Source organism: Pseudoalteromonas piscicida (assembly GCF_002208135.1).
GTDB lineage: Bacteria > Pseudomonadota > Gammaproteobacteria > Enterobacterales > Alteromonadaceae > Pseudoalteromonas > Pseudoalteromonas piscicida_A.
Map to the genome: position 1 here is coordinate 552,607 of NZ_CP021647.1, position 17,926 is coordinate 570,532.

Genomic DNA, 17,926 nt, shown 5'->3' on the forward strand with positions numbered 1-17,926 from the left:
TCGTGAAAATTTCAACGTTAGTTTCTGGTGTCTTAGTTGCCTTAGCTGCATATAGCCCGTTAAGTGAAGCACACCGAGTATGGATAAAGCCAAGTACCACTGTGGTGTCTGGTGACAGCGAATGGATCACGTTTGATGCTGCCATCGCTAATGGGATCTTTAACCCAGATCATTATGCTTATCCACCAGAGCGCCTATCTGCACTGTCCCCTTCTGGTAGCAAGGTTGAGCTTCAGAGCGCCGCAAAACTTAAGTATCGTAGTGTGTTTGACATTGAGCTCAATCAGCAAGGCACTTACAAAGTGTTTAATCAAAGTCGCTCGCTGGTGGCGCGCTGGACTGATGAAAACGGTGAAAAGCATTACTGGCCAGGACGCGGAAAAATTGGCTCAGTAGAGGCCTTTAACAAAGAAGTACCAAAAACGGCAAAAAACTTAAGTGTGACCGACGTTGCAAGACGATTAGAAGTATTTGTAACTTTGGGTGCACCAAATCACACCGCACTTAAGCCAACCGGCAAAGGGCTAGAACTAAACCCGGTTACTCACCCTAATGATTTGTACACCGGTGAACCCATTACCTTGCAGTATACGATGGATGGTGAACCTGCAAAAGGTGCTGAAGTGATAGTGGTACGTCAAGATGAAAAGTACCGTGATAACAGTCAACCAAGCAAATATACAACGAATGCTAAAGGTGAAGTGACGCTAACATTATCTGAGCCTGGCATGTATTGGTTTGAAGTGGAATATGAAGACGACAAAGCACAAGCACCCGCCACAAAACGTGCCGGCAGCTATGTCACTACCCTCGAGGTATTACCGCTTTAATACCAATTCGCTTAATTAAGTGATCTATTTTGAGGCGAGAAAATCTTGTCGATAACCAGGCGAAAATTTTGCTATTTAGTTGCTCTAAATGAGAAATTTTTAACGCAGTTAGCGTCAGATTTGCTCCTTCAAATTGAGCAAGTATTAAGACTAATTGGTATAACCGTCCCCATGTGGTTTGAGGCGTGCAGTCGTCTCAGCCCATTTAACTTAGTGGTCATAACAGAGACGCCACTAAGTGCCCAAAGGGGGAGGCGTTCCTTCCTCCCCCTTTTCTTCTGTTAATACCTTGACGATGAATGCTTCACAATCGCTTAGCGAGCCATCTAACTGCCAAAAGTCTCTACTAAAATCGGGAAGCGTCTGAGTTTGGCTAAGTTCACATAAGTGACTCAGGAGCGTGGGGTGGATGTAGTAGTCTCGACAGACCTTGGGGGTGTTGCCAAGCGCCTTGGCTACCTGTTTAATTAAGCTGGTATCGAAACGCTTTCTGTTGTTAGTTGTTATTTCTGCTGCAACGTCAAATGCGAACCGTACCGCTAACCGAGAAGCTACCCAAGTGCGGTAATCCTTGCTGGTAAATTCTGGGCCGTGCAGGCGGTGGATAAACGTGTTGACGTCATCACTGGTTAAATCGAGCCAACGCCCATGATAGTGATAACGAAATAACCCATAGCCGGTTTGTACTGCAGACTCACTAATAAATTGGCAAAGCTGCTCGTCGAATACGTTCACTTTTCTTTGCTTACCGTGCTTTCCTTGAAACTCAAAAGCTATCCCAGCTTCGTTATATTTTAGATGCTTTCGCCTTAATGTTGTTAGGCCACAAGTGTCATTGTGCTGATAATAATGTTGATTACCAATGCGGATCCCCGTGGAGTCGAGCACCATAATAGCAAGTGCGGCGACTTTTTCTTGGTTCCAGTCATCGTTTTCTAGTTGCTCTATGCAGCGCGCTCTTGCTTGTGGTAGCTGTTTTGCAAATTGCCTCATACGGGTAAATTTAGCTTGTTGCTGGGTGAGCTGATAGCTCGGATGATAAATATACTGCTTTTTACCTTTGCCATCGAAACCAACGGCCTGCACTTTGTCAAAAGCGCAGGCACTGATCTGAACTTGATCCCACATTGGCGGGATCACCAACTGTTTTATCCGTCTCTTGAACATTTTGGAGCGGATAGGGTTGTTGCTTGCATCTAAGTAGCAAAAACCACGGCCCCACTTTTTTCTCGCAATCTCTAAACGATTGCATTCGTGAAACTCAGATTGAATATCCTTGCAGTCCACATTATCTCCAGTGACTGGTCGTTGCATATAGGTTGAAATGCAAATCCCAAACCAGAAATTAATTATCTGAAATACTTTACTTTTTTGACTTAGTTTATGAAGTGGCAGGTAAATTTTTCATGATGTTGCTAACCTTATTGCTTCAAGCTTACTGAGCTGACTGCAAAAATATTCATTGTGAGAGACCAGCATAAATCCACAAGGAAGCTGATTGAGCATAGCTGCAAGCTCCTGTTGCGCTTCTAGGTCGAGGTGATTGTCTGGTTCATCAAGCAGTAAAAAGCCTTGTAGTTGAACTGCCAGCACGATGGCTGCTTTCATTTTCTCGCCACCACTGAGGTTGCTGATAGGCCCTGAAATCTGATTAATCTTAAGACCAACGCTTGCAAAGCTGGTGATGATATTATGGTGTGGCGTGTCTAGTAAGCGTTGGGCAAAATCTAAAACGCAAGTGCCCTGCTTAAGCCAAGTGCAGTGCTGATCCAAGTAAACACATGTTGTTGGTCGCTGGATTTCTCCGTGCTTTAAATTTAGCTGGCCCGCAAGGGTTTTAAGCAAAGTGGATTTTCCGACGCCATTGTCTCCTATTACTCTGAGCTTTTGTGTGGTATCCGCAAAAAGGTTCAGTGTATTTTCCGGCCCAAAGCACAGTTTGGCTTCACTTAAGCGGATCTTCTCTTTCGCTTGAGAAGCTGAATTAAAATGAAACTGCTGTTTGTTTTCTCGATAGTAAACTGCATTTTTCTTTATTCTATCTTGAGCGTGCTGAATCTTATGGGTTTGTCCGGCATGACGCTTACTTCCTCGGTCTGACTTAAAGTCAGTAACCAGTTTACTTTGGCTACCAGCGCGCACTTGCGCTTTTCCTTTACGTGCCTGTCGTTGATGTTGTAGATCCGCTGCAATCATGGCTTGTTTGAGTGCTTTTTGTTCCGCGCGATTTGCCAAATGTTGTTGTTTTTGTCGAGCTTGAGTTTGAAGGAGTGTCTCTCTGAAGGCGTCAAATCCAAGCGAGTGATGAGTTAGCTCCCCCTGTTTTATGTGCAGTATATGGTCGGCTGCATCTAATAAAATAGGATCGTGTGTGACGGCAACCACACCATGTTTGTGGTGCTTTAGCTGCTCAGCTAGCCAGTGCTTATTGACGCTGTCCATGTGATTGCTCGGCTCATCCAGTAATAGGATTGCAGGCTGAGATTGTAGTATCTCAATATAAACACGCATTCGCTCTCCTGGACTAAGCCTTGTAAAGGGGGTTTCCAAAGTGAGTTCTAGCGGTGCAAGTGTTGCTTGCCAACTTGATTCTAACTGCCAATCATCTGAGATTAAGTCAAAATCGTGCTCAGAGGCTAACCCCTGATGGGCTCGATGCAGTGCTACTAGCTTCTCTTTAAGCCCGAGTAGTTCAGAAACGGTGGTAAAGCGGTTAGTCGCATCTTGTGGGAGATAGAAGCATTTTCCATGGCTTTGTCGCTCGCCCGAGGTTAGAGGCTGTTCACCGGATAAGACTTTGAGTAAGTGTGATTTGCCCGCCCCATTTGGGCCTGTTACCGCAATAAATTGCCGCTCTATTGTTAAGTCGACATCGCTAAATAAACATTGACCATTTGCAAGCGTCAAGTTTGCCTGCTTTAACTGTATCCAAGGCATCATTACTGCTCCTAGTTGCAGCAGTGCAAAAGGCTAAAGGCACAAAGACTCGTAAAAGCGGTAAAAAGTAAAATAGAAAATGAGAGTCTATAGATTGGTCTGAGAAGCCTCAAAGATAACCATAAGCCTTGCACTGGAAATTAATAATAAGTTCGTCAGTTACAAAGGGCTCAGTTATTCATTGTGATGGCAACTCCTAATGAGGAAATAAAACGAATAGAGGCAAATAATTAGCGATAAATCGTGCCTACGTTTATTTTGCAGGCACGAGGGCCTGTTGATCTTTGCTGTTTGACTTTTGTTCTCCTGAGTGTGTTTTGGTCGCGACGCTCGACTTGCCGCCTAGTAATCTAGGCAAAAGTTGAACAACAATGAACAAAGCGCACTCAGGTGAACCCAAAGGGCAGCGCTTGATTAGCATTTCTTCTGTGTTGCCCCACAAGGATGTGGGGTAAGGGGACTTTGCAGGAGCACAAAGTCTTTATCGCCTGACTCACATAGAATAACTATGCTACGCAGGCTCTGCCTTGTATAAATACCAATCAAACTGCTGCAAAAACAAACTTGAAAGATAAACTGGCCCTAGGTTAAATGTCAAGGCGCGGAATTGATTAAATCACAATTGAATAGGCATAAATGGTTTGATTAAGGCGCCGACCACAAGGGCCAGCAACACACTGACAAGCGTGCCCAACATCACGTATTCGGTGAGCTTTCTGTCTTGGCTTTGGGTTAGATCGCCAAAGCGAAATACCGATTTAGCAGCGAGAATAAAGCCGATAGCAGCCCAGCTATCCAGTAAAACGCAGCTCAGGAGCAATACACGTTCAAGCTGACCAATTAAACTTCCTGCTTGCGGCAGGCTATCAAGGGATGAATTATTGAGTTGCCAGCGCTCAAGCAGCATGCTGGTGAATATTGATGCGGGGTGCAATACCAGTAAATAACCCACAATTAATATTAGCAGCTGGACATTGGCAAAAGGCGTTGCAAAGGCACTAAGTGCAATCTCAGGCTCTGCAATTTGCCAAGTGACGGCCACTAATATGGCGATATGTGCACATTGGTCTAGCACAAAAGGAATAACGCCTTTGCTAGAATAGGATTTAGCTAAATCGATACAATAGTGGCTAATACCTACCGCTAGCGCAAAGAGCAGCGCATTCCATTGTGCTCCCCAAAACAAAGTAGACTGCCAAAGTAGGATGATTGCAAGTGCAGCTCCGCCATGCGCCACACTATGCCACAACAACTTGATGGACTTATAGTGATGGGTGTTTCTGTCATGCACCCAGCTCATAGGTTGGAGGTAGAAGTCAGTGATTGTGTGGCCTATTACTAACCACAATAACAATACTTGCCATTCGTTCATTAAGTCCACCTCGTGATTTTTAAGCGTTGAGCATTCGACTAGTCGTGTGAGTGTGCAATTGCTAAAAATTGGTCTAATAAAGCATAGTGTGCGCTATTGAGTAACTTAGTCACGTTCACCCGACTGGTGCTGAGTTGTTTTGCAATATCGGCATGGCTCAACTTAGGGTGTGAAATATGAATAAAAGCGGCCTCTGCTTGTTTTTGGGTTAAGTTCGAAAGTAATAAATCCACGAACGCAAGGTTTAGCGTAAAGTGGGCATTGCTGTCATTGTTATACCTGAGTCTTGCTTGTCCAATTGCGTCCAACCCTCGGCCCGCAAGTACCAGCGCAGCGCCTGTTGCAGTTGATAAATCTGCTGCTGTGATATTAACTTCACCGACCGCAAGGCTGAGTCTGGCATCGCTATGTCGGCTAATTAAAAACAATCTTAGCCGTAATGCTAAATTGAACAGTTTCGTAGCATCTGGCAACACAAGCTGAAAGCCGTCGCCACGGTAAAAACTATAATAGCCCTGCTCTGCGGCCGCTATTTCAGATAAGTAGTCCTTTAACTCGCTTTGTAGCGTTGTAAGTTGTAATTGTGACAGTGATTGGGAGCCGACAATGTCTGCTGTGATCACCACACCTTGAGATATTGATGTCATAAAGGTAACTTAACTTGGTTACATTTAAAAAGGTAACTAATATTGGTTACTTTTATTTTGGTATGAAGCTGGATAAAAAGCAAGCAGTCGGTTAGGCTTGTTCGCTTCGGCAGTATTTTACCAAAGCGAACGCATGAATGGAGGCAGACAAAGCTTCCGTATATGTGAGAAATAGACGTTTATCAACTGTCCTTAAGCTTACAGATTGCTAAAGTTTAAGTTTTTGATTTGTTTGTTTTTCTCTCAGTTTGATTTCTGTGTTCACTCAGTGTTTTTGATGTCAATGAAGCGCGGGGCTACTTTATTCCTGACTACTCCCATAAATAGACTTTAACCAATTGATGCTGCGTATTACGGTTTCAGGGAAAGCAGTTTGGTGTGTGCCATTGGACATTGTCTTGTGCAGTGATAAGCCATCACTTTGCTTGCTTTTTAGGTAGTCGATAAATGCGTCGATTTGCAGTGCTAATTTATGTTCTTCTGTACCAACCGAGATAAACACTTTCCCTTTGAGTGGTTGTTTGGAGCTAGAAAGTGTTTTTAGCGCATCCAGTTGTCTAACAGATGGACTGCCTAACATATAGTTGTCAAAGGTATCAGGCTGGGTAAGCAATATATAGGCGCCAAATAGTCCACCGAGAGAATAGCCAAAATAACTGCGACTATTGGGCTTTACCGAGTAATTGTTTTCAACATACTTAATAACTTGATTGCGAATAAAGGCTGTATGAGCATTTGCTTGGCCAAATTGGTACTTTTGCTGATGTTCACTGTTTTTTGACTTTGTAAAAGAATAATCAGCGTAACGGCTAACAAAAGGGCCTTCTTCCTGAAGCCGGGTGGTGTTGATATTTTTCCGCCACGAGATACCAACGAGGATCACTTCATCGAACAAAAAGAAGGTTGCCGAAGACAATGCTTCGATATGCCATACCGCATCGGTAAAGTAGAGCACAGGGTAGCTCTTATCTTTTGAGTATTCTTCGGGCAGCTTGATATAAAGCTCATATTGATAGCCGGTAGTGGTATCTTTTAGTGGTACAACTTGCGTTCCGGGCATCGCATATTGCGGTACTTCACTGGCATTTAGCAAGCTACAGAATAGGAGTAATATCAGCATAAACAGCAAACGTTTCATCACACTTTTCCTTCTTTCATGTTATTTTTAGGCTAATGAATAAGTATCTCGTACTGGCAACTTAGCAGCTGAGAACAAAAATGCATGACGTTTACATGATGTTGTGCTGAATTGTGACTTTTAAATAAAAAACTATTTATATCAAGTCGTTATGTTGTTGAGTTTCGATTTTTTCAAGTTTATCCTTATACTGATAATTATAATAATTGGCGTGGTTAGCGCGTGCGATAGGTACTCTGGGGATTTATGGTAGAACAATATTGGGTTGGTGATTTTTTTGTAGATTTATCACGTAACCAGATTTCACACCAAGGTGAATGTCAAACACTGGCACCAAAGGCCCTAGCGGTACTCACTTGCTTGGCTCAGAATCAAGGCAAAGTGATTAGCCTTGATACCTTGCTCGATACAGTATGGCCAGATACGGTAGTCTCTCCTAATACTTTGCAGCGTAGTATAGCGCAATTGAGAAAGGCGCTTGGGGATGATGGTAAGGTGCAAGGTTACATCCAAACGCATGCTAAAAAGGGATATAGCTTAGAGTGTGAAGTACGTTGGGGGGAGCAAACGAGCGAGCTGACGAATACTGAGCCGCAACGTGAGGTGACGGCAGTCCCTGAGCCTGAAATACAACAAGATAAACACGTAAATCAAACTCAGAATAGACACAAACTCAGTCTTTATGTGTTTGTTTTACTTGCCTTCACGATTTTGCTTGGGGCTATTAGTTATCAATATTTTTCCATCAAAAAACCTTCACCACTGATCTTTGATACTTTGCGCTCACTGACCGCAACTGACGATAAAGAATTTGATGCAAGCTATTCCCCTGATGGTCAGTACATTGTTTTTCACCGCTATTTAGATAAGTTTTGCGATAATAAGATATGGGCAAAAAAGGCGGATACCCAGCAAGAGATCCTGCTCACCGAGCGCTTTGGAGCATACGGCAGGCATAGTTTCTCAAAAGATGGTGAGCAGTTACTGTTTTTGGCCACCGACACTTGTCGCGAGCCCGTTACACAAAAGCGCTGCTACGACCTTGTAACACTCGATTTTACTAAAGCATTGAAAAGCCCTCAGCAGCCAAAAGTTATTCTCCAGTGTAAAAACTCAGTGGTTGATAAGCCTATCTGGCTGAACGATGGCAATGTGGTATTGAAGCAAAAACAAGGCGAGCGCTGGAAGCTGATCAATTATTCCATTGATGACGACAGCAGTGCTGATCTTTATACCGTAGAAGAGGGGACGTTGATTGATTACGCCTATTCACCTCAAGATGATTTAATCGCGGTCAGTAGCATTCATGCCGATGGCCTACATTATATCGATATGCTAAAACCCGACGGTGAGTTGATCTCTAGCCATCAGATCCTGCGGCCGCCGGAAATTACTAAATTTCACGATATCTACCCAAGTTTTGACCCACTCAACCAGCAATTGATTTTTAGTACCGGACGTCAGCTATTTAGCCTAACTTATGAAGGACTTGTGAGTAAAATTCAATTGCCGTTTTCAGATCGAATGAGGCAGCCTGAATTTCGCCCTGATGGCAAAAGTGTACTGATGATCAAAGGGCCTTACGACGGTGATATCGTCAAATTACCACTGACACAGCTAGCACAAGGCGCTCAAACATACACCAGCTTTGCGCGAACCAACCTTGGTGAAGATCAGGCTGTTTTTCAGCCAGATGGAGACTTAGTGGCATTTTGGTCGGAGCGCTCTGGTACTGAACAGGTGTGGCTAAGCGATGGCAATAACACGCGACAACTGACTAACTTCCCGTTAGATACTTTTATTCGCGGGATCCACTGGGCAGAGGATGGCCAAAGCATATTGGTCAGTGTCAGTGGTGTACTGACACAAATTGCTTTAGATGGTAGCTTGACATCTTACCCGCACGCCTACCCAGTTTTACGCTTATATCAATGGAAAAGTGCAAAACAACGTGCACTAACACAGATTAGAGTAAAGGGAGAAATGAAGTTAGCTGCTTATGATTTTGCTCAACAATCTTTTCAAATATTGACGCAGCAACCTGTGCTTTGGGCACTTGAAAGTGAACACGGTAAAGTTGTGTATAAGGATAGACTTGATCAGTTTTGGCAAATAGGCGCTGTTGAACCTCAGCGGATCAGTGCACTAGACAATCAAGGCGGCAGAGGAAAATCTTTTGTAATGCGCGGCAATGGGATATATGGCGTCAATGAAGACAATCAATTCTGGTTCTATGATTTAGACAAAACGTCGTTTACTATACTCGGCGAAGTACCTACCAGTGTCGACTATCTCACCGACATTAACGACAACGATGTACTGTTGATAAATCGAATATCGGCCAAGAAAGAAGTGGTAGAGCTTACGGTTGCGAATTAATAACTGGAGTATAAAAATGAGCAAATTAGCTCAATGTCAGCATTTTAGGCAAGAGCTAGGGCAATTGCTCGCACAATACAAAGGCTATGGGTTTGTACTCGGTTTTTTATCTGCGAACAGAGCGTACGGTAAGCTGATGTGGCGCTAACTCCTTATTCTGAGTTAGTTCATAAAGTTTGGGTCGTCGTAAAAGCTCATTGTCTGTTGTTATAGCGTTTAAGCGGACCATTCAATTAAGTGAGCTGTTATTTGAACAGCTGTAAACTTTAAGGAGAAAATGGGTAAGTGTGAATTGGCAAACATGTAACTGCATTGCCTATTTTACTTTTATTAATTCAATCCATTTGCAGTGTTTAAATTCATTAAAGCCAGTTGAAATTTGGTAGCAGGAGCATGTTTATTGTTTCAGGCAAGTAATCAATTAGGGGCAGAATCACTTTGACTAATTCAAGTGAGGCGTATACCTTAAGGCTGTTGCTGAGATGGAGACGGGATTTAATGAAAGCAATTGAGGGTAAGGAAAATGCGGTCGATTACATTGAAAACTATAAGTTTGACGATGCTGTACTGGAGTGGTTTGATTGGTATATAGAAACGCACTTTGAATATAAATTATCTGATGATGAGATCCAGGTGGTCGTTGAGGGTCTGAAAGACTATCTAATATTTGTGGTTATTTCACCACAAGCAGTTGCTGCAGCAAGCAAATTAGTTGATGAGTTATTCCATGCATTTATTTTGCATACAGAACTATACCAAGCATTTTGCAAAGGTGTTGGGCAGTTTATACACCATTATCCAATTAGAAAAAAAGTGGTGCTCGGGAATGAAACTCCACTAGAAAAGATTGAATATAATGATCATTACCAATCCATAATAAGAACATACTGTCTAGCTTGTCAGGCATCAGATCTCGATCCGCTAACCACTAATCAAGTTCCCTACCTATTTAAAGTCGATTCAATATTGCCTGAAAAACATGCCGCCTTATTCGACATCAAGTTTTTTCAATCTGTATTACCTAAGTTAGGTGTACATAACTTTATAATTCAAGAGTAAAGGAGATAGTCATGTCATATTTAAAAAATCGTGCTAAGCGTAATGAAGCTGCTCATTCACAAGTTGAGATTGAGCTGACGAAACCTAAAAAGTTTGTAGATGTATGCCTAGCAGGTGTTTGGCCTCGCAAGTAATTAGCCCAGAAGCAAAGCCGGTTTATGCCGGCTTTTTGGAAAGAGTATGCTGGATAAAATTGAAGCCTTAGAGCGAGCGTTACATTCGCCAGAGCTACGAAAAAATATTAATCTGATCTCGGACTACATCCATGATGAGTTTTCAGAAAGTGGACTATTTTGTGATGGTATGACGAAAGATGACATTATTGAAGGCTTAAAGAGTGAAGATCTCAGCGAGCATAAAATAATTAGCGAGGATTATAAGTTAGTTGAGCAGAGTCCCAATAAGGTTGTGATTGAGTACGTCTCCGCACTGGAAAATACCTTGGGTGAGAGGTCATATGACGCACTAAGGCAGTCTATTTGGTATTTATGTAGCGATGATAGATGGCGGTTGATAGGTCACTCTGCAAATTTGTTATAGCGCCAAGCCTGCACTCTATTGATAAAAGAGTGGACGAAGAAGTGCGAGGTAGAAGCACGCGTCCAGCGTGCCTATTCATAGTTAACTGCGTGCGGTTACAAACAATATTGTGAAATGATTTTATACACTTGGTTGATATTGTCGCCCGCTTTAAATTCTTTACTAATTGGCGTTGGATCTGAGCCAATCCAGATTTTTAATTCCGCGTCGAGGTCGAAGTGACCCGCAGATTCTTTGCTGTATTTTGTGATTTTGTTGTACGGGATGCTGAGCATTTCTACTTTGCTGCCCGTCATGCCCTGCTTGTCGATTAAAATGAGGCGCTTGTTGGTAAAAATAAATAAGTCGCGGATCACCTTGTAAGCTTGTGCAACCTCTTCTCCAGCAATTAGCGTATCTGCTAATAACTTATCTACTTCGCTATTATCTACTTCACTTGCATTACCGAGTAGACCACTTAATAGTCCCATTGTTATTCTCCGTTTTATTTCAATTCGTCTTAGACCGATCGCAAGATAGTGCTTAGGTCTAAATGAATTAATGATGAAAGTGACAAAACCAGCATAGAAAAGCACGCTGATTTTGCCAAATTAATAACTCGAGTAAGGAGTTAGCTTATATCTCTGATCAAACAAATTTTACCATCGCGAAATGCAAACTCTGAGCGGCCTTGCAAGGAGATGCTTTGCCCTGCTTTCATGCCATTGGCTAAATCTTGGGCTAATTTAGCTTTGTAGACCACATGAATAATAAACAGATCATTGTCTTGCGTGGCGGCGGTTAACGATTGATTGCGTTCGGAAAATAACTTAGCGGACTGATTCGCTAATGCTGCAAACTCCATTTTACTGGTTGTACGCGTCGTAATTTCACCATTGGCGAGATTCTCAAACACGACATCATCGGTGAGCTGAGCTAGCATTCCCGGAATATCAAAGTGATTGTAGGCAGAGATATAGTTTTTCACTAAGGTTTCCATTTTTCCTCCTTGGTGTAATGGATGCTAATAAAAACTTAGGTCGGTTTGTTCAATTTCGCACACTCTTTTTACCACTTTTTGCTGTGCCATTATTCGCATAAACCTTCCCAAATGCGCATAGTCTTTTGGCGCAGTATTAAACCCACTTGCCCAATGAGCCAGCATAAATAAATAATAATCACAAAGCGTGAGCTGATCACCAACTAAGTAGGTGTGTGTTGCTAACTGCTTGTCGATGAGTGCAAACATGTCGCCGACTCGTTGCTCAGCGGCTTGAGACATGGTCTTGCTGCTCTCTGGTGACAGCTGATATTTTTCAGGGTAGAAATACAGCATGAGTTCTGGCTGAACTGTCGTGGTTAAATAAAAAAGCCACTGATAAAACGTGGCTCTCTGTGAGGTTGCTGGTGCTGGGATAAGCTGTCCTTCAGGGTGCTTTTCGCATAAATGCAAACAAATTGCCGCACTTTCGAAGATGATCTGGTCGCCGTCAACCAATGTCGGGATGCGTCCTGTTGGATTAAGTTCTAAATAGGTCGCAGACTTTTGTTGTTGTTTTTTTCTATCGACTAAGAGCAGTTCTTTTTCTAGTTGTAGGTGCTCAAGTACGAGATGTGGTGCCCAGCTGGCATTACGGGGGTAGTAAAATAACTGATACATCTTTTGCTATTCCTTGACGATATTTTTTGTTAGCGTGTGGCAGATTTACAGCCTGATAGTTACAACTTTTACAGCGGCTGTAAACCGTTATTTTGCCTCTAGCTGGGAGAATCAAAAATGTATATTGGCAAACTGTCAAAGCAAACTGGGCTGTCAGTCAAGGCCATTCGCTTTTATGAAGAGAAAGGGCTTATTCCTACCCCTGAGCGTGTTGGTAGGTATCGCGTCTATTCGCAAGTGGATGTCGATCTGCTGTTATTAATAAAAGAAGCAAAATTGCTTGGTGTGTCGATTAAACAATTACAGCAGGTGATTGAAATTAAAGGGCGACAAGTCAACTGGGTGGAAATCAATACATTTTTAGTCGAGCTTAAAGCGTCCTTCATGGAGCAAGTTGTGTTGCTTCAGCAAAAAATACACCGAATTGAACACTGCATTGCATCGCTTGATGAGTGTCCACAGATAAAACTATCCTAGTCTCAGACGGAGTAACTTGACTCTCCCGTTAAGGGGAGACAGTACACTCGTTTCTTAGTTACTTGAAAAGGAAACGACGATGAAAAAAATACTGCTACTAAACGGTAATCCCAAAGCCAAAAGCTTGTGCCACGCTATCACCACAAGTTATGAGCAAGCTGCAAGCACCCAACATCAAATACGCAGAATGGATCTCCATGAGATGCACTTTGAAATCAATTTGATGTATGGCTATGAAGCGAGCCAACCATTAGAGTCATGCCTCAAGCAATTTCAAGAGAACTTACTGTGGGCGCAGCACATTGTGATAGTAAGCCCAATTTGGTGGTTGGCGTTACCAGCCAAGCTCAAAGGGCTAATAGATAGAACATTACTTCCAGGCTTTGCTTTTAAATACAGTGAAGCAGGAACAGAAATTGAAAAGCTTCTACCGCATAAAACCGCAAGAGTCATTCTCACCTCAGACACACCGCAAACTTATTTGGAAGAAGTTGCTGCTGGGCTTATGGCTCAGCTAGAACATGGGACATTGGGATTTTGTGGCATAGAGCCAACTCAACATACGTTATTTGGCCCTGCTCACTTAGCAACTCCTGAAGTAATTGATAACTGGCTGAGTGAAGTGACAAGTATAGGCGTGCTGGGTGAGTGAATAAAACACACAACTTCTATTGCTAAGCTTATTTTAAATCAAAATTTGCAATGCCGAATGTTGCTATCTTTTACACCAAGATGGCAACTTGGGCGGAGTGTATGCGAATTTGGAATTTATTACTTTTTGCGTTTCCATTATTGGGAGCTGCAAATGAGCCAATTCTGCCACTTGAGCCTGCAATAGGACTTGATGCCGATAAAGTCAGCTTGGGCAGAACACTTTTTTTTGATAAGCGGCTTTCCCGAGGAAACCAAGTCAGCTGTGCGTCATGCCATCAATTACCCAGCCATGGTGCAGATGTAAAGCCCCTTTCCAATGGCGTTAATGAGGCACTTGGTGAGCTAAAAACCCCTACCGTTTACAACGCGGCTTTAAATATTCGTCAAGCGTGGGATGGCCGTGCACAATCGCTTTATGAGCAGGTTGACTCGCCAATCCTAAATCCAAAAGAGCATGATATGACTTGGCCAGAAGTCATCGCTAAGTTAAACCAAGATAAAAAGCTGGTCGCGCAATTTACTAAACTGTATTCGCAGGGAGTAACCAAGCACACGGTAAAAGACGCAATAGCGACTTTTGAACAGTCGTTAATCACAGTTAATGCACCGTTCGATTTATGGCTTAAGGATAACAGCACAAAACTGCCTAAGCCCGCTATTGCTGGTTATGAGTTATTTAAACGGTATGGCTGCATTAGTTGTCATCAAGGACGTAATGTTGGTGGCAATATGTTCGCCAAAATGGGCACTTTTGGTGATTATTTTGGCGATAGAAATACACCAATTCAAAAAGCGGATTATGGTCGTTTTAATGTTACTGGTAACGAACAAGACCGCTTTGTGTTCAAAGTACCGAGCTTGCGACTTGCTAGCAAACAAGCGTACTTTTTTCACGATGCTAGTCATAGCAGCCTAGAATCCGCAGTTGCGACCATGGCCAAATACCAACTTGGCCGCAATATCTCAGACTCCGATATAAACAAGCTAGTTGCCTTTATTGACAGCCTAGCAGGACATCACCACGAAATGGATTTGGAAAACCACGAATGAAGAATAAGGCCTTCATTGGTGTGCAAGCGTTACTGCTATGCGCGCCAATTGCGCTTTTTGCGTATTTTTACTCGCAGCAAGAGCTCAGCAGTCAAACACACCAAGCACGAGTTACCCTGCTCTTTGAAGCCAAAAGTATTGATGCCAAACTGGATGCCGCTGTGTTACAAATGCTTAGCGCACAGCTCAATCAATATGATCAGTTAGCGCAATTAGCACATGCAATTGACGCTTTGAATACACCACAGCGAGACGCGTTATTTGCAGAAGCCACGCCCGACATTCGACAGCAATTTGATGCCTATCGTCAGCTACTTAGCAATAAAGTATTGCAAGTCGAATCCATTAAAACTGCGGCGGCAAATATTAAAAATAGCCTGCTTTATCTCCCCGAGTTGCTAATCGAGCTAGAACAGAGCGATCCTGAATTGGCAACGCACGCCAATAGAATGCTTGCTAATTTAATGTTGGGTCAGCTTTACGAATTTGTCGCAGAGCCTTTACTCACGGCTGGCTCAAAAAGTAACTTAGAGCAGCTTATCTATCAGCATTTTAATGTTGCCCTTGCTAACAGTGCAGAGTTAAAAAAGGCAAAACAACGCTTTTTGTCTTTGCCTAGTGACCAAGCTTTTTCAGCACTTTACGCGGCATATAGCCAGCACCACAGTGAAACCATAGAAAAAACCAAGCATCAAAGTGAATTACTCTTACTGCTGACCATTGTGCTATTTTTGCTCTTGATTGTGTTTGCAAACCGGCTTTACGTGGCCAAAAATAAAATTCTGAGCACTAGCCAAACTTTGTCCGATGCCGTTGCGCGTTTAACCGAAGGCTTTGCTCTTTTTAGTCGCAGCGGCAATTTGCTGCTCTGTAACAGTGCGTGGCGTAATCATTTCGCAATTGCTGATAGCGAAAAAATGCCACGCAAGCTAGAAGAGTGGCAGCAGCAGTTTGGAGATATTTTTAACTCCGATGCCAATTTGCATCAAACCGAATCTGGCGCTTGGTTACAGGTAAAACAAACGAACACGCACAACAATGGTCAAGTGTTTGTGAGTGTTAATGTCTCCCTTTTTAAACAAGCGGAAGAAGAGCTTCGCAAGTGGGGCCATGCCATTGAGCAAAGCCCCTCCTCCATTGTGATAACCGATCCTCGTGCTCGCATTGAATACGTCAACCCTAAGTTTGAACAAGTTACTGGGTATTCACTTGAGAATGTGAAAGGACAAACACCCAAAGTACTAGGCTCCAAACAAGGGTTTACCGACTACAAAGCGCTGTGGCAAACCATTAAACAAGGCAAAGTCTGGCGTGGTGAGTTTTACAATCGCCGTAAGTCTGGAGATTACTATTGGGAGTACGCGTCTATTTCCCCGATTAAAAACCAGCAAGGGGAAATCATTAACTTTATTGCGATCAAAGAAGACATCACCGCACAAAAAAGCGCAAGTGCGCAGCTTAAAACCGCGGCGGCGGTATTTAATGCAACGCAAGAAGGGATCATGACCACCAACGCAAAACTTGAGATCACCGCGGTCAATCCTGCTTTCACCAAAATTACTGGATACGAAGAACATGAAGTGCTTGGTCAACGACCTAATATTTTAAGTTCGGGTAAGCATGACAAACATTTTTATGAGCAGATGTGGAGCACACTTAACTCATATGGGCAATGGGCAAGTGAGATCTGGAACAAGCGCAAAGATGGTACCTTATATCCAGAATGGTTAGCGATAAGTGTCGTGCATGATGATAAAGGGCTAGTACAGCAATACGTTGCCATTTTGTCGGATATGACTGAGCGCAAAGCGCAAGAAGAGCAGATTGAATATCAAGCCTATTACGATGTGTTGACCGGACTGCCCAATAGAACGTTATTACTTGAGCGTATTGAGCAAGATATTAGACGCATGAGCCGTACGCATCATCAAAGCGCGGTATTATTTATCGATTTAGACAGATTTAAGCGTGTCAATGACACTATGGGTCACGAAGCTGGAGATGCGTTACTTATCTCCGTTGCTAAGCGCTTAAACGGCCTGTTGCGTAAAAGCGATACCTTGAGCCGCTTTGGGGGAGATGAATTTGTATTATTATTGAGTCAAATTGCTCATCCGGATCATGCTGCTCAAGTGGCCGATAAAATTGTCAAAGCACTGAGCGAACCATTTGTGATAAACGGCTTTGAGGTATTTACGGGGGCGAGTATCGGGATCGCGATTTTACCAAGTGACGCAAAAGATCAAAAAGAGTTATTACGACTTGCCGACTTAGCTATGTATAAAGCAAAAGAGTCGGGACGCAATCAATATCATTTCTTTGCGCAAGAAATGCAGCAACAGGTGAATCGTCGAGTTGAGCTGGAGCAGCTGCTGCGAGCTGCGCTTGAACATCAGCGCTTAACCGTACATTACCAACCTATTGTCGATACGGTGTCGGGTAAATTATATGGCGTCGAGGCGCTCATGCGCTGGCCAACTGATTTCGGCCAGTATATCTCACCTGCTGAATTTATTCCGGTCGCTGAAGAAAGCGGCCTTATTGCTCCTCTTGGTGAGTGGTTACTTGCCAAGGCATGTAATGATATTCGCAGGTTAAATAAAGCGCTTGGTATGAACTGTTATTTGACGGTAAATGTCTCGAGTCAGCAGTATCGACTTGGATTTAACGCCACTACCATTAAACAAATCATGCAGCAATCAGGCTTTCATCCAGAAAATCTAACGCTTGAAATCACAGAAAGCATCTTACTTGAAGATGATAAAGCCGTAACCGCTTGGCTGCAAAGCTTACGGGCAACGGGAGTAAACCTAGCAATCGACGACTTTGGCACTGGCTACTCTTCGCTTAGCTACCTTAAACGCTTCCCCATCAATATATTAAAGATAGACCGAGGCTTTATTCAAGATATAGATCAAAACCAAGATGCGGCTGTTTTGGTCAACGCGATTTTGTCGATGGCGGAGAGTTTATCGCTCAAAGTGGTAGCAGAAGGCGTAGAACAGCAAGGACAACTAGATTGCTTAAAAGGCTTGGGCTGTCAGTATGTGCAAGGATACTTTTATGCCAAACCAATGGCGATTGAGGGATTAATCGATTGGGTTGAGCAATTTGCCATTGCATCAGAGCGAGCATCTTCTAAGCTCTGGTTGGATTGAGTCGCTAGAGATAGCGCTAACTTTGGTCTAGATTAATAATGAAGCC

At 43.1% G+C, this 17,926-nt stretch carries 18 protein-coding genes; 10 read left to right on the top strand and 8 right to left on the bottom strand.

Features of this window, described 5'->3' with window-relative positions; translation table 11 throughout:
- The first annotated feature begins 2 nt into the window (after positions 1-2).
- Positions 3-830 (top strand): DUF4198 domain-containing protein, encoded by an 828-nt coding sequence (locus tag B1L02_RS20895; protein ID WP_088532690.1) that lies wholly within the window; start codon positions 3-5, stop codon positions 828-830.
- Positions 831-1,064: 234 nt separating this feature from the next.
- Here the strand turns inward: B1L02_RS20895 and B1L02_RS20905 are convergent, their stop codons facing one another.
- The 5 genes from B1L02_RS20905 to B1L02_RS20925 form a co-directional block, all read right to left on the bottom strand.
- Complete coding sequence (locus B1L02_RS20905; protein ID WP_088532692.1) at positions 1,065-2,144, bottom strand: DNA topoisomerase IB; 1,080 nt, start codon at positions 2,142-2,144, stop codon at positions 1,065-1,067.
- 90 nt (positions 2,145-2,234) lie between these two features.
- The gene (locus tag B1L02_RS20910) at positions 2,235-3,770 is read right to left on the bottom strand and encodes an ATP-binding cassette domain-containing protein (protein WP_232003237.1); all 1,536 of its coding nucleotides are present in this window, start codon (positions 3,768-3,770) and stop codon (positions 2,235-2,237) included.
- Positions 3,771-4,383: 613 nt separating this feature from the next.
- Positions 4,384-5,139 carry a DUF3307 domain-containing protein gene (locus B1L02_RS20915; protein ID WP_088532693.1) on the bottom strand — a complete coding sequence of 252 codons (756 nt, stop codon included), beginning with the start codon at positions 5,137-5,139 and terminating at the stop codon, positions 4,384-4,386.
- Positions 5,140-5,177: 38 nt separating this feature from the next.
- Positions 5,178-5,786 carry a hypothetical protein gene (locus B1L02_RS20920; protein ID WP_088532694.1) on the bottom strand — a complete coding sequence of 203 codons (609 nt, stop codon included), beginning with the start codon at positions 5,784-5,786 and terminating at the stop codon, positions 5,178-5,180.
- Between the two features lie 301 nt (positions 5,787-6,087).
- On the bottom strand, positions 6,088-6,924 hold the full coding sequence (locus tag B1L02_RS20925; RefSeq protein WP_088532695.1) for an alpha/beta hydrolase: 837 nt from the start codon (positions 6,922-6,924) through the stop codon (positions 6,088-6,090).
- Between the two features lie 246 nt (positions 6,925-7,170).
- Here B1L02_RS20925 and B1L02_RS20930 point away from each other — a divergent pair, with 246 nt between their 5' ends.
- The 5 genes from B1L02_RS20930 to B1L02_RS20940 all read left to right on the top strand — a co-directional run bounded on the left by B1L02_RS20930 (position 7,171) and on the right by B1L02_RS20940 (position 10,902).
- Complete coding sequence (locus tag B1L02_RS20930; protein WP_088532696.1) at positions 7,171-9,303, top strand: winged helix-turn-helix domain-containing protein; 2,133 nt, start codon at positions 7,171-7,173, stop codon at positions 9,301-9,303.
- Between the two features lie 16 nt (positions 9,304-9,319).
- Positions 9,320-9,451 (top strand): hypothetical protein, encoded by a 132-nt coding sequence (locus B1L02_RS25025; protein ID WP_257790112.1) that lies wholly within the window; start codon positions 9,320-9,322, stop codon positions 9,449-9,451.
- A 350-nt stretch (positions 9,452-9,801) separates the two neighbouring features.
- A complete protein-coding gene (locus B1L02_RS20935) occupies positions 9,802-10,362 on the top strand; it encodes a hypothetical protein (RefSeq protein ID WP_088532697.1) in 561 nt (186 codons plus the stop codon).
- Between the two features lie 11 nt (positions 10,363-10,373).
- Positions 10,374-10,496, top strand: coding sequence for a hypothetical protein (locus B1L02_RS25030; protein WP_017216907.1), 123 nt, complete (start codon positions 10,374-10,376; stop codon positions 10,494-10,496).
- A 46-nt stretch (positions 10,497-10,542) separates the two neighbouring features.
- The gene (locus B1L02_RS20940; RefSeq protein ID WP_088532698.1) at positions 10,543-10,902 is read left to right on the top strand and encodes a nuclear transport factor 2 family protein; all 360 of its coding nucleotides are present in this window, start codon (positions 10,543-10,545) and stop codon (positions 10,900-10,902) included.
- 95 nt (positions 10,903-10,997) lie between these two features.
- Here the strand turns inward: B1L02_RS20940 and B1L02_RS20945 are convergent, their stop codons facing one another.
- From B1L02_RS20945 to B1L02_RS20955, 3 genes are all read right to left on the bottom strand, one after another.
- The gene (locus B1L02_RS20945; RefSeq protein WP_088532699.1) at positions 10,998-11,372 is read right to left on the bottom strand and encodes a PH domain-containing protein; all 375 of its coding nucleotides are present in this window, start codon (positions 11,370-11,372) and stop codon (positions 10,998-11,000) included.
- A gap of 140 nt (positions 11,373-11,512) precedes the next feature.
- On the bottom strand, positions 11,513-11,881 hold the full coding sequence (locus tag B1L02_RS20950) for a nuclear transport factor 2 family protein (RefSeq protein WP_088532700.1): 369 nt from the start codon (positions 11,879-11,881) through the stop codon (positions 11,513-11,515).
- Positions 11,882-11,905: 24 nt separating this feature from the next.
- Positions 11,906-12,541, bottom strand: a complete 636-nt coding sequence (locus B1L02_RS20955; protein ID WP_088532701.1) for a glutathione S-transferase family protein — start codon at positions 12,539-12,541, stop codon at positions 11,906-11,908.
- 117 nt (positions 12,542-12,658) lie between these two features.
- Here B1L02_RS20955 and B1L02_RS20960 point away from each other — a divergent pair, with 117 nt between their 5' ends.
- The 4 genes from B1L02_RS20960 (at position 12,659) to B1L02_RS20975 (ending at position 17,880) form a co-directional block, all read left to right on the top strand.
- Complete coding sequence (locus B1L02_RS20960) at positions 12,659-13,018, top strand: MerR family transcriptional regulator (protein ID WP_088532702.1); 360 nt, start codon at positions 12,659-12,661, stop codon at positions 13,016-13,018.
- A gap of 79 nt (positions 13,019-13,097) precedes the next feature.
- A complete protein-coding gene (locus B1L02_RS20965) occupies positions 13,098-13,670 on the top strand; it encodes an NAD(P)H-dependent oxidoreductase (RefSeq protein ID WP_088532703.1) in 573 nt (190 codons plus the stop codon).
- Between the two features lie 101 nt (positions 13,671-13,771).
- A complete protein-coding gene (locus B1L02_RS20970; RefSeq protein WP_088532704.1) occupies positions 13,772-14,722 on the top strand; it encodes a cytochrome-c peroxidase in 951 nt (316 codons plus the stop codon).
- Complete coding sequence (locus B1L02_RS20975) at positions 14,719-17,880, top strand: EAL domain-containing protein (RefSeq protein WP_088532705.1); 3,162 nt, start codon at positions 14,719-14,721, stop codon at positions 17,878-17,880. The genes B1L02_RS20970 and B1L02_RS20975 overlap by 4 nt, the downstream gene beginning before the upstream one ends.
- Positions 17,881-17,926 lie beyond the last annotated feature (46 nt).